The sequence below is a fragment of the Streptomyces sp. NPDC008092 genome, from assembly GCF_042957285.1.
Lineage (GTDB): Bacteria > Actinomycetota > Actinomycetes > Streptomycetales > Streptomycetaceae > Streptomyces.
Genome location: NZ_JBIBHY010000020.1, coordinates 88,639 through 99,758, shown reverse-complemented (window position 1 = coordinate 99,758; position 11,120 = coordinate 88,639). Strand labels below are relative to the sequence as shown.

General features: G+C 72.9%; 11 protein-coding genes. 7 read left to right on the top strand and 4 right to left on the bottom strand.

Annotated features, from left to right (window positions below; all coding sequences use genetic code 11):
- The first annotated feature begins 125 nt into the window (after positions 1–125).
- The 3 genes from ACFZB3_RS44175 (at position 126) to ACFZB3_RS44165 (ending at position 3,611) form a co-directional block, all read left to right on the top strand.
- Complete coding sequence (locus ACFZB3_RS44175) at positions 126–821, top strand: helix-turn-helix domain-containing protein (RefSeq protein WP_391388110.1); 696 nt, start codon at positions 126–128, stop codon at positions 819–821.
- A 228-nt stretch (positions 822–1,049) separates the two neighbouring features.
- Positions 1,050–2,228: a cytochrome P450 gene (locus ACFZB3_RS44170; protein ID WP_391388107.1), complete on the top strand. Its 1,179-nt coding sequence runs from the start codon at positions 1,050–1,052 to the stop codon at positions 2,226–2,228.
- 159 nt (positions 2,229–2,387) lie between these two features.
- Positions 2,388–3,611, top strand: a complete 1,224-nt coding sequence (locus ACFZB3_RS44165; protein ID WP_391388105.1) for a cytochrome P450 — start codon at positions 2,388–2,390, stop codon at positions 3,609–3,611.
- Positions 3,612–3,635: 24 nt separating this feature from the next.
- Here the strand turns inward: ACFZB3_RS44165 and ACFZB3_RS44160 are convergent, their stop codons facing one another.
- Both ACFZB3_RS44160 and ACFZB3_RS44155 read right to left on the bottom strand, forming a co-directional pair.
- Positions 3,636–4,334 carry an SDR family oxidoreductase gene (locus tag ACFZB3_RS44160; RefSeq protein WP_391388102.1) on the bottom strand — a complete coding sequence of 233 codons (699 nt, stop codon included), beginning with the start codon at positions 4,332–4,334 and terminating at the stop codon, positions 3,636–3,638.
- Positions 4,335–4,350: 16 nt separating this feature from the next.
- Positions 4,351–4,890: a TIGR00730 family Rossman fold protein gene (locus ACFZB3_RS44155; RefSeq protein ID WP_391388098.1), complete on the bottom strand. Its 540-nt coding sequence runs from the start codon at positions 4,888–4,890 to the stop codon at positions 4,351–4,353.
- Between the two features lie 132 nt (positions 4,891–5,022).
- On the opposite strand from ACFZB3_RS44155, the gene ACFZB3_RS44150 reads away from it, so the two are divergent.
- Complete coding sequence (locus ACFZB3_RS44150) at positions 5,023–5,349, top strand: DUF427 domain-containing protein (RefSeq protein WP_391388095.1); 327 nt, start codon at positions 5,023–5,025, stop codon at positions 5,347–5,349.
- Here the strand turns inward: ACFZB3_RS44150 and mnmA are convergent.
- Positions 5,325–6,461: a tRNA 2-thiouridine(34) synthase MnmA gene (gene mnmA, locus ACFZB3_RS44145; RefSeq protein ID WP_391388091.1), complete on the bottom strand. Its 1,137-nt coding sequence runs from the start codon at positions 6,459–6,461 to the stop codon at positions 5,325–5,327. The genes ACFZB3_RS44150 and mnmA overlap by 25 nt on opposite strands.
- Before the next feature lie 79 nt (positions 6,462–6,540).
- Here mnmA and ACFZB3_RS44140 point away from each other — a divergent pair, with 79 nt between their 5' ends.
- The 3 genes from ACFZB3_RS44140 to ACFZB3_RS44130 all read left to right on the top strand — a co-directional run bounded on the left by ACFZB3_RS44140 (position 6,541) and on the right by ACFZB3_RS44130 (position 10,332).
- On the top strand, positions 6,541–7,185 hold the full coding sequence (locus ACFZB3_RS44140; protein ID WP_391388088.1) for an N-acetylmuramoyl-L-alanine amidase: 645 nt from the start codon (positions 6,541–6,543) through the stop codon (positions 7,183–7,185).
- A 223-nt stretch (positions 7,186–7,408) separates the two neighbouring features.
- Entirely contained in the window at positions 7,409–9,025 is a 1,617-nt protein-coding gene (locus ACFZB3_RS44135) for a multicopper oxidase domain-containing protein (protein WP_391388084.1), read from the top strand.
- Positions 9,026–9,543: 518 nt separating this feature from the next.
- Entirely contained in the window at positions 9,544–10,332 is a 789-nt protein-coding gene (locus ACFZB3_RS44130; RefSeq protein WP_391388081.1) for an SDR family oxidoreductase, read from the top strand.
- Between the two features lie 40 nt (positions 10,333–10,372).
- Here ACFZB3_RS44130 and ACFZB3_RS44125 read toward each other — a convergent pair whose 3' ends face one another.
- Complete coding sequence (locus tag ACFZB3_RS44125; protein ID WP_391388079.1) at positions 10,373–11,113, bottom strand: FCD domain-containing protein; 741 nt, start codon at positions 11,111–11,113, stop codon at positions 10,373–10,375.
- Positions 11,114–11,120: the final 7 nt, after the last annotated feature.

Sequence of the window (11,120 nt, the reverse complement as noted above, 5' to 3'; positions counted from 1 at the left end):
ACGGGGGTAGACACGTGCACCGATCGGAGAGGGCGATCACGACCGTCCCGGCACCGCCACGGACCGGGCCGCCGGGGACGGTGTCCGCGGCGGGGCCTGGCGGACCCGGCGGACCGGGCGGGCCGTTGTCCGGTGCGGCCGGGCGCGGGGTGCTGGAAGGGGCCTTCGCGTTGCTGCACGCCGTCCAGCAGGAGCAGGGTGCCGGGGTGACCGCTCTGGCCGAGGTGTGCGGTCTGCCCAAGACCACCGCGTACCGGCTGCTCGACCAACTGGCGGAGCTGGGCGCCGTGGAACGCAGTGCGGGCCGTTACCGCATCGGGCCGGGCATGTTCCGGCTGGGCCACGGCTGGCAGCCGTACCCGGGGCTGCGGCCGGCCGCCCAGCCGCCGCTGCGGCGGCTGACGGCCGTCACCGGGGCGACGGCCGCCCTCGCCGTCCTGCACCGGGGTCAGACGCTGGTCCTGGACTGGACGGTGCCCGCCGACGCGCCGTGCCCGCTCCCCGACGACCGGCCGGTCTGGCCCTGGTACACGGCGGCCGGCAAGGTCCTGGCCGCCTGGGGCCGCCCCGGTCCGGCGGCCGGGCCGCTGCCCCGGGACTGGGCGGGCGAGGCCGCGCGGATCCGCGAGACCGGGGCCGCCTACGACCACGAGGAGGTGCTGGCGGGGGTGTGCTGCGCCGCCGTCCCGGTGGCCGGGGCGGACGGTGTCCCGGTGGCGGCGCTGTGCGTGCTGACCGGCCCCGGCCACCATCTGGGGCGCCTCGCCGACACGGCCCGCCGCGCGGCGTCGGCCGTCACGGCGGGGCTCGGCCGCCGCTGACCCGGACCGCCGTCCCGCACGCCCGGCGCACCCCGCACTCCGCGCACGCCCCGCACGCCCCGCACGTCGCGTTCGCCCCCACTCGCCGCGTTCGCCCCCGCTCGTTGCGTTCGTTGCGTTCGTTCCGCTCAACGGCACAGCGGGCGACAGGGCGTGGCCCGCTCCGCAGGCTGGGTCCGGTATCGCAGACCGGCTCCATGGCCCCGCCACCGCTCAGGGAGGACATCCATGACGTCGTCGCCGCAACGACCCGCGCCCGCCGACGAGCTGGCGCTGCTGCAGAGGGAGTTCGCGGCCGGATTCGAAGCCGGGTCCGACGTGTGGCGCTCGGCGCTGGGCGGCGCGGTGTGCGTGGCCGGTCCGGAGGCGGCGCGGGCGGTGCTGGGCAACCGGCACGGCGTGGTCGAGGAGACCTCCGACTTCTACCACCACCGGCACGGCGTCTTCGGGCCGCGCTCGGCACAGCTCACGATCGGCCGCGCGGCCCGCGGTCTGATACAGCGCCATCTCCAGCTCCACCGGGCCGACCTGCCCGGACTGGTCGCCGAGCTGCTGGCGCCGCGCAGCCTGTGGCCGGACGCCGGGAACCTGCTCGTCCTGCGGCACCTGCGCGATGTGCTGCTGCACCCGGACGCCCCGCCCCGCCTGCACCGGGCGGTGGAGGCGATCGTCGCCCGCGCGGTGCTGGCGGGCGCGAGGCAAAGCCACTCGGCCCCGTCCCGGCTGCTGTTCCGGCACCGTGCGCTGCACGCCCTGCGCACGGAGATAGGCGCCCGGCGGCGCGCGGCCCGGCCGCCCGGCCGTCCGGCGGGCCCGCGCGATCTCCTCGACGTCGTCGTCGACGGGGGCGGCCCGGCGGCGGATCCGGACGAACTCGTCGAGGTCTACCTGTCGTTCCTGTTCGCCACGGCCGGGTCGATCGGGTTCGCGCTCGGCTGGTCGGTCCTGCTGCTGGGCACGCACCCCGAGCGGGCCGCGGCGGATCCTGGCCGGACCGTCCGCGAGGCCCTGCGGCTGTGGCCGGTGGCATGGCTGTTCGCGCGCACCCCGAGCCGTGCGCAGGAACTGGGCGGGACGCCGGTCACGCCCCGGGACCGGCTCATGGTGTGCAGCTACCTGGTGCACCGGCACCCCGGGTACTGGGAGCGGCCCGACGAGTTCGTCCCCGAGCGCTGGGCCGAGGGCGTGCCGGACGGGGCCTACCTGCCGTTCGGCCTCGGTCCGCACACCTGTGCCGGCGCGACCGTCACCGTACGGCTGCTGGAGGACCTCGTCGGCCTCCTCACCCGTGACTGGCGGGTGTCGGTCACCCCGGACGGCGGCGGGCCCCAGGTGGGTCCGGCGCTGGCTCCGCCGCGGTTCACCGCGGTGCTGAGCCGTCCCGACGACTGTCCCGAGAGGAGGTGAACCAGCATGCGCGCGCTGTACCTCAAGACGAAGTCGGTCCTCAACGTCCGACGCACGTACGGGCAGTTCTGGTACCTGTACCACCACATCTGACCGGCCCGCGCGGGGAGGCGCGCCTGGCGGTCGCCTCCCCGTGCCCCTACGAGGGGAACGCTCACGATGACCACCCCGCAGCACCCCGAGGACTTCCTGAGCTCCATGCGGCTGCGCAGCGCTCAGGAGGACGGGATCTTCTGGGTCGACGACGAGCGGCTCGGGGTCTTCGAGCCGGAGGCGGCCCGCCGGGTCAGCGCCGCCAACTGGCACCGGTACGTGATGCACGACCGGCTGGTCGACATGGTGCGCCGGCGGCGCAGCCCCGAGATGCGGTGGAGCCGGGTCCGCTCCGCCTGGATGACCCAGCTGCACACCCTCGCGACGGCGGAGCAGCACGGCCTGCTGATCGAGCGCATGGAGCGGGTGCTGGACGCTCGGACCGGGCAGGACACCGACCTGACCATGCTGATGCAGGACGTGGCGCTGCGGTCGCTGCTGCCCGTCGCGCTCGGCGGGCTCACCGGCGCCGAGGAGGATCTGGTCCGCCGGGACCTGGAGCTGAAGCTGGCGCGGCTGGTGTCGCCCGCGCCGGGCGGCGTCCTGCACCACCTGCGGCACGTCGCCGTCCAGGTGCGGGCCGGGCTGGTGGTGCGCCGGGTCCTGCGGCAGCGCGCCCGGGGCCGGCGCGGGCGCGAGGCGGACCTCGCCGACCCCTTCGTGGACCTGCTGCCGGAGCTCGGCATGGACCGCGCGCTGGACGTGGTGACCACGGTCCTCACCGCGATCGGGGGTCCGCCCGGCACCGCCGCCGCGAGCGTGCTGTACGAGTTCGTCCGGCAGCCGGAGTGGCGGCGCCGGCTGGAGGCGGAGCTGGGCGCGGTGGACCCGCAGGCGTTCCGTACGGCCCCCACCAGGGCGGCCCCGGTCACCCACCGGTTCGTGAAGGAGGTGCTGCGGATGTGGAGCCCGCCGCTGGTGCTGGTGCGGCGCTCCGCGTTCGCGTTCGACCTGGGGACGACCCGGCTGGAGGCGGGGCAGTGGTACCTGCTGAGCCCGCATCTGATCCACCGTGACGAGCGGGTGTGGAAACAGCCCGACGTCTTCGACCCGGACCGCTTCCTCCCGGGCGCGCCGCACGGCCCCGCCGACCGGAGCTGTTACGTGCCGTTCGGCTGGGCGCCGAAGAAGTGCATCGGCGCGAACATCGCCGTCGTCCAGCTGATGGCCCTGTGCCACCTGCTGTGCACCCGCTACCGGCTGACCGTGGCGGACCCGGAGGCGGTCACGATGGCCCTGCGGTTCGCACCGGTGCCGGAGAACTTCCGCGGGCGGCTGGCCCCGCGGTGAGCGGGGGCGCCGGTACGGGCGGTCCTAGCCCGGGAACGGGCCGGGCCGCACCGTGAGGTCGTTGATCTCCGCGTCCCTCGGCAGGTCCAGGGCGGTGAGGATCGTGGTCGCCACCGACTCCGGGTCGATCCAGCGCGCGGGGTCGTACTCCTTGCCCTCCTGCTGGTGGACCTTCGCCTGCATCGGGCTCGCCGTGCGGCCGGGGTAGACCGAGCTGACGCGGACGCCGTTGCCGTGCTCCTCGGCGCGGAGGGAGTCGGCCAGGGCCTTGAGGCCGTGCTTGGAGGCCGCGTACGCCGACCAGCCCGCGTGCGCGTTGAGTCCCGCGCCGGAGTTCACGAACAGCACGTGGCCGCGGGCGGCGCGGAGCTGGGGCAGGAAGTGCCGGGTCAGCTCGGCCGGTGCGACCAGGTTGACGTTGAGCTGGTGGCGCCAGGACTTCGGGGTCAGCTCGCCGACCTCGCCCAGGTCGACGACGCCGGCGATGTGCAGCAGCGAGTCCACCCGGTCCGGGAGGGTCTGGTGGGAGAAGGCCCAGGAGAGCTTGTCCGGGTCCGCCAGGTCGCCGACCAGGGTGCGGGCGCCGGGGAAGCCGGCGGCCAGCTCCTTCGCGCGGGCCGCGTCGCGCGCGTGCAGTACGACGTCGTCCCCGCGCGCGTGCAGGCGGCGGGCCACGGCGGCGCCAATGCCGGAACCGGCGCCGGTGATCACATGAGTTGCCATGGGTGCCATGCTCGCATCAGCGGGCGTCGCGGCCCGTCTCCAGGTACGCGAGCGCCTCGGCGGGTTCCTCGGCGAAGAACATCAGCTCCGCCAGCGGGCGGGGCAGGAAGCCCTCCGCCTCCATGCGGTGGAACTGCTGCTTCAGGCCGTCGTAGAAGCCGGCGGTGTTGAGCAGGACGACGGGCTTGTCGGTGCGGCCGTGCTTCTTCAGCTCCAGGATCTCGGTGGCCTCGTCGAGCGTGCCGGTGCCGCCGACCATGATGACCACGGCGTCGGCCTTCTCCAGGAGCAGTCGCTTGCGCTCGGCGAGGTCGGCCGCGACGACCATCTCGTCGGCGCCGGGGCGGGCCTTGTTGGCGAGGAAGCCGACGGAGACGCCGATCAGCCTGCCGCCGGCTTCCTGGACGCCGTCGGCGACGATCTTCATGAGGCCGACGTTGGAGCCTCCCCAGACCAGGGAGTGGCCGGCCTTGCCGATGAGTTTCGCGAAGTCGCGGGCGGGGCGGGTGTAGCGGTCGTCGAGATCTGCCGCGGAGAGGAAGACACAGATTCGCATGGGGTCAGGGTATGCACTGACCAGGGGCGGGTGCGGGTGCGTGGGGGCTGGTCGCGCAGTTCCCCGCGCCCCCAAGGGGGGCGCTCCACCGGGCGTCGGGAACAAGTGGGCGTCCGTCGGCGTCACCCTTACATGGCCTCAGGACACACGATCACCATCGAGCAGTCGCAGCAGCACGTCCGCGTCACGCACGGGGACCTGGTCCTCGCCGAGAGCGACCGGCCCCTCGTCCTGCGGGAGACCGGCTCCCCCGTGCGTTACTACATCCCCGCCGAGGACGTCCGCCTGGACCTCCTCACGCCCTCCGAGACGCACACCGTCTGCCCCTTCAAGGGGACCGCCTCCTACTGGTCCCTGCCGGACGCACCGGACCTGGTCTGGGCGTACCCCGAGCCGAAGGCCGACGTCGCCCGGATCAAGGACCACCTCTGCTTCTACGAGGTGGACGTCACCGGCTGACGCCGGACGGTCGAGGCGATCGTCGCCGAGCCGACGACGCGGGTGTCGTCGTACAGGACGATCGCCTGGCCGGGGGCGACGCCGCGGACCGGCTCGGTGAACGTGACGTGCAGTTCGCCGCCGACCGGCTCGGCGCGCACCTCGGTCTCGCCGCCGTGGGCGCGGAGCTGGGCGGTGTAGACGCCGGGTCCGGCGGGGGCGGTGCCGCACCAGCGGGGCCTGATCGCGGTGAGGCCGGTGACGTCGAGGGCGGCGGCCGGGCCGACCGTCACCGTGTTGTCCACCGGCGAGATGTCGAGGACGTAGCGGGGCTTGCCGTCGGCGGCGGGATGGCCGATGCGCAGGCCCTTGCGCTGCCCGATGGTGAAGCCGTACGCGCCCTCGTGGGTGCCGACCTTGGTGCCGGACTCGTCCACGATGTCGCCCTCGGCCTTGCCGAGCCGCTTCGCGAGGAAGCCCTGGGTGTCGCCGTCCGCGATGAAGCAGATGTCGTGCGAGTCGGGCTTCTTGGCGACCGCGAGGCCCCGCCGCTCGGCCTCGGCGCGGATCTCGTCCTTGGTGGTGAGGGTGTCGCCGAGCGGGAAGAGGGCGTGCGCGAGCTGCCGCTCGTCCAGGACGCCGAGGACGTACGACTGGTCCTTCGCCATGTCGGAGGCGCGGTGCAGCTCGCGGGAGCCGTCGGGAAGCGTCACGATCTTCGCGTAGTGGCCGGTGCAGACGGCGTCGAAGCCGAGGGCGAGGGCCTTGTCGAGCAGGGCCGCGAACTTGATCTTCTCGTTGCAGCGCAGGCACGGGTTGGGGGTGCGGCCGGCCTCGTACTCGGCGACGAAGTCCTCGACGACGTCCTCGCGGAAGCGGTCGGCGAGGTCCCAGACGTAGAACGGGATGCCGATGACGTCGGCGGCGCGGCGGGCGTCGCGGGAGTCCTCGATGGTGCAGCAGCCCCGCGCGCCCGTACGGAAGGACTGGGGGTTCGCGGAGAGCGCCAGATGGACGCCGGTGACGTCGTGGCCGGCCTCGGCCGCACGGGCGGCGGCGACGGCGGAGTCCACGCCGCCCGACATGGCGGCGAGGACGCGGAGGGGGCGGGTGCGCTGCGGGGTGTCAGTCATAGCCCCTCCAGGGTACGGGGGCGCGGGAACCGGGGCCCGCGAGTATCCGTTGGGGATCACGTGGGGGTGATTTCGGACAGTGGCGAGTGACGGTGACCGCAGGCTCGGACGGCGGGCGCTGCTGATCGGCGGGGCGGCTGCGGCCGCGGGCACGGTGGCGCTGACCAGGGACGAGCTGGCGCGGCTGTACTGGCGGCTGCCGGGGGTGCGCAAGGCGCGGGTGGCGGGCGCGGTGGACTTCACGGGCGCGCGCTGGGTGGCGGCGTCCCCGGCCAACTACCGGACGGCGGACCGGCCGTCCGACTACCCGATCGACCGGGTGGTCGTCCACGTCACCCAGGGCGGCTACGCGAGCGCGGTGAAGGCCTTCCAGGACCCGGCGCACGAGGCGGCGGCGCACTACATCGTGCGCAAGGACGGGCGGATCACCCAGCTGGTCCGCGAGCTGGACGTGGCGTTCCACGCGGGGAACAGGTCGTACAACGAGCGCAGTGTCGGGATCGAGCACGAGGGGTTCGTGGACCGCCCGGAGGACTTCACCGACGCGATGTACGCGGCCTCGGCACGGCTGACGGCCGCGATATGCCGGCGGTACGGAATGGCCATGGACCGCGAGCACGTGATCGGTCATGTGGAGGTGCCGGGGACGGATCACACCGACCCGGGGAAGCACTGGGACTGGGGTCGCTACATGGGGCTTGTTCGGCGCGTCGGACAGGCCTGACCCCGAGTTCCGCCCGTGACTCAATCGTTATCCTGTGCCCGTGCTGCACGCTGCCTGTGTCCGTTGCGTCCCGCACCCCGGGCGCCAGCTGCGTCTGCTCAACTCGGCTTTCCTTCAAGGGAGTTAAGTATTACCAGCGTCCACGGCCGCCTCACAGTCCCGCGGGTTCGCTCCTAATTTCGCCTCAGATTTCACACAGTCCCCAGGTCAAACATCCCGGACCATGACCCACACCACAGATCCCGCCTTCGAGGCGGACAGGAACGAAGAGCAGGCCACCGGCGGCAGGCGCCGGCGCGCCAAGGGCACCGAGCACGCCAAGGCGGCGCGTGTCACGGACGCCGAGCACGCCAAGGAGGGAACGGCCAAGCGCGGCAAGGGCGTTCACCGCCGGAAGTTCCTCGGCGGCATGGCCGGGGTCGGTCTGGGTGCCGTCGCGGCGGCCGGCTCCACCTTCGCCCTGCTGACCGACGCGAAGGGCAACAAGGCCGGTGCGGCGACCAACACCGCCACCCTGAACATCCCGGACCTCCTGGAGGGCACCACCTCCGACAGCACCACCACGTTCACGCTGGAGGCGAAGACCGGCAGCGCCGAGGTGCTCAGCGGCGTCACCAGCACCACCGCCGGCTACAACCAGTCGTTCCTCGGCCCCACCATGAAGTGGACCAAGGGCAACACCAACGTGCTCAACATCACCAACAACCTGGGCGAGTCCACCACGGTCCACTTCCACGGCGCGCACGTCCCGCCCAAGATGGACGGCGGTCCGCAGGTCGCCTTCGCCGACGGGGAGACCTGGTCGCCGACCTTCACGGTCAAGGACGAGCCGATGACGCTCTGGTACCACCCGCACGCGCTGGGCACCACGGCGAAGCAGGCGGTGCACGGCCTGGCCGGCATGATCATCGTCGACGACAGCGACAACACCACCAGCGCCGACCTGCCCACCACCTACGGCACAGACGACATCCCGCTGATCTTCCAGTGCCTGGCCGTCGACAGCTCCGGTGACATCAAGTACGACCTCACCGGCTACCTCAGCAGCGGCCTGAGCTACCCGCTGCTGGTCAACGGCACCAACGTCGACGACACCACCCTCACCTTCACCGCGACCAAGACCCGGACCCGGTTCCGGCTGCTCAACGCCTCGCCGTCGGACATCATCACGATCCAGCGCAGCGACGGCGGCACCATGACCCAGATCGCCTCCGACCAGGGATACCTGGCCGAGGCGGCGGACGTGACCACGATCCGGCTGGTGGCCGGCGCCCGCGCCGAGATGGTCATGGACATGTCGGACGATGTGACCCTCCAGGCGGTCATCACCACCGGCTGGGTCCGCGGCGGCAGCGGCACGTACGACTTCCTGACCGTCACCGCGAGCGGCACCGACACCCCGGACGATCTGCCCAGCTCGCTGCGGACCATCGACCGGTACGACACCAGCGACTTCACCGCGCGGACCATCACCCTCGGCCAGAGCGGCGCCACCATGCTGATCAACGGATCGGCCGGCACGACCATGGCATCCATGGCGATGATCAGCACCACGCTGGGGTCCAAGGAGATCTGGACGATCAAGAACAGCACACAGCTGGAACACTCGTTCCACCTGCACGACGTGCCGTACCAGCTGATCTCCATCAACGGCGAGGACCCGACCGGCGTCGAACTCGGCTGGTACGACACGTACGAGGTGGTCGGCGGCGGCTCCATCGTGATCGCCATGGAGTTCACGGACTTCTCCGACGACACGTACATGTACATGCTCCACTGCCATCTGCTGCAGCACGAGGACGAGGGCATGATGGCGGCCCTCATGGTCACGGACAGCTAGTGGCCGCCCGGGCCTCCTGAGCAGGCTGCCGCCGGCAGTGGAAGTGCCGGCGGCAGCCGTTCGCGAGGTTCCGGTCACCGGCGGACCTCCCGGAACACATCGACCCGGCGGGCCGGGCCGGTCGGCGAGGCCTCGCGGGCGGTTCGCGTCAACTGCCCCGCGCCGAGGGGTTGCCGGCGCGGCGGTAAGACGGTCACGGGGCGGCCCTCCGTCGACTCGATGGCTGGACGGCCGGCCACGCGGCAGTTCAGGGGGCAGTGCGCCGCGTGACCGGGCCTTCAACGGAACGTAAGGTGCGCGTCTTTGCTCCGGCCAATGCCGGCCTGTGACTTCTCTGGACACGCGCCCACAGCTGCCGCGCCGGCTGCGCGGCCGTTCCCGCCGGGCCCGCAGTCTGCCCGAAGGACGGCTCAGTGTCGACACCTTGGGCTGTGAATGACACGAAGACCCTTGACCGAGCCCTACTGTCGACACTAGACAGTGAGCGCAGGGCCTTTCCACGAGACGAGGAGCACGCCATGACCGATCCCCGGCCCGGACAGCGCCTCTCGGGCAAGGTCGCCCTCGTCACCGGTGCGGGCGCCGGGATCGGGCAGGGCTGCGCGCTGCTCTTCGCCGAGCAGGGCGCGACCGTGGTCGGCTGCGACATCGACGCGGCCGCGGCCGGGCGCACCCGGGAACTGGCCGCCGACCGCGGGGTGGAGGTGGAGGTCATGGCGCCGCTGGACATGACGGTCCCGGCGGACACCCGGCGCTACGCGGACTCGGTGTTCGAGCGGTACGGCCGGATCGACGTGCTGGTCACGGCGGGCGCGATCGCCCCGCACATGGCGAGCGCGGCGGAGATGGACTTCGACGCGCAGTGGACGCCGACCCTGCACGGCGAGGTCGACGTGGTGTTCCTGCCGGTGCGGGCGGCCTGGCCGCACCTGGTGGCCTCCGGCGGCGGCTCGATCGTCAACTTCGCCTCGGTGAACGCCTTCCGGGGCAGCGGTACCTTCGGCATGGTCGCGCACTGCGCGGGCAAGTCGGCGGTGCTCGGCCTGACCCGGCAGCTCGCCGTGGAGGGCGGCCCGTCCGGGATCCGGGCCAACACCGTCTCCCCCGGCATGGTCCGCACGCCGGCCACCGAGTCGGCCGGCGCGCACCGGGGAGCGGCCCGGACGGCCCTCCTCGCCCGCATCCCGCTGGGCCGGGTCGGCACTCCGGAGGACATCGCCTGGTGCGCGGTCTACCTGGCATCCGACGAGTCGGCGTGGGTCACCGGCGGGAACTTCCCGGTGGACGGCGGCGTGCTGGCCGTGTGAGGGCCGGGGCGCGGCGGGCGGCGGGCCCCCCGGGCCGCCGTCACGTCGACGGAGTGCGCCGGCGGCGGGCCGGCTTGCGGCCGGCCTCCTGCTCCTGGATCTGCTCCTCCACCGAGCGCAGCGCCCGGACCGTCGCCCCCGCGATCAGCGCGGCGGCCAGCTCGCCGTCGCGCTCCTCGCAGGCCTGCATCAGCCGTTCCTGGTCGTCGACGCTGTAGGCGAGCCGGCCGGGGCGGGTCAGGCTGAGGTGGCGGAGCATCAGGGTGCGCAGCGCCAGGGAGTCGAGGATCTGCTTGAGGGTGGCGTTGCCGACGATCTCGGTCATCCGCTCCTGGAGCTGCACATGGCTCCAGAAGTACGCGTCCACGTCGCCCTCGTCGGCCAGTCCGCGCATCTTCTCGACCCGGCCGCGCAGTTCGCCGATCTCCTCGTCGGTGGCCCGCTCCACCAGCAGGGCGGCGAGCATCGACAGGAGCTGGCGGCGGACCTGGTAGATGTCCCGGATGTCCTGGAGGGAGGGCGCGGCGACCCGGGGCCGGCGGCGCGCCTTCATCTCGACCAGGCCCTCCTGCTCCAGGAGCATCAGGGCCTCGCGGACCGGGGTGCGGCTGGTGTCGAACCGCCGTGACAGGTCGACGCTGTTGAGGTCCTGGCCCGCGGCCAGCCGGCCCTCGATGATGCCGGCGCCCACCCACTCGGCGATCTGCGCGACCAGCGGCTCCCGCCGGTCCCGCAGCCGCAGCAGGCGGGCGAGCACGACATGCGTGTCCTGATCGGTCATCCGGCGG

What these genes read in the sequence shown, in the direction of transcription:
- ACFZB3_RS44170 (WP_391388107.1), top strand. Translation starts at nt 1,050, where the DNA reads ATGACGTCGTCGCCGCAACGACCCGCGCCCGCCGACGAGCTGGCGCTG.
- ACFZB3_RS44165 (WP_391388105.1), top strand. Translation starts at nt 2,388, where the DNA reads ATGACCACCCCGCAGCACCCCGAGGACTTCCTGAGCTCCATGCGGCTG.
- ACFZB3_RS44160 (WP_391388102.1), bottom strand. Translation starts at nt 4,334, where the DNA reads ATGGCAACTCATGTGATCACCGGCGCCGGTTCCGGCATTGGCGCCGCC.
- ACFZB3_RS44155 (WP_391388098.1), bottom strand. Translation starts at nt 4,890, where the DNA reads ATGCGAATCTGTGTCTTCCTCTCCGCGGCAGATCTCGACGACCGCTAC.
- ACFZB3_RS44150 (WP_391388095.1), top strand. Translation starts at nt 5,023, where the DNA reads ATGGCCTCAGGACACACGATCACCATCGAGCAGTCGCAGCAGCACGTC.
- mnmA (WP_391388091.1), bottom strand. Translation starts at nt 6,461, where the DNA reads ATGACTGACACCCCGCAGCGCACCCGCCCCCTCCGCGTCCTCGCCGCC.
- ACFZB3_RS44135 (WP_391388084.1), top strand. Translation starts at nt 7,409, where the DNA reads ATGACCCACACCACAGATCCCGCCTTCGAGGCGGACAGGAACGAAGAG.
- ACFZB3_RS44130 (WP_391388081.1), top strand. Translation starts at nt 9,544, where the DNA reads ATGACCGATCCCCGGCCCGGACAGCGCCTCTCGGGCAAGGTCGCCCTC.
- ACFZB3_RS44125 (WP_391388079.1), bottom strand. Translation starts at nt 11,113, where the DNA reads ATGACCGATCAGGACACGCATGTCGTGCTCGCCCGCCTGCTGCGGCTG.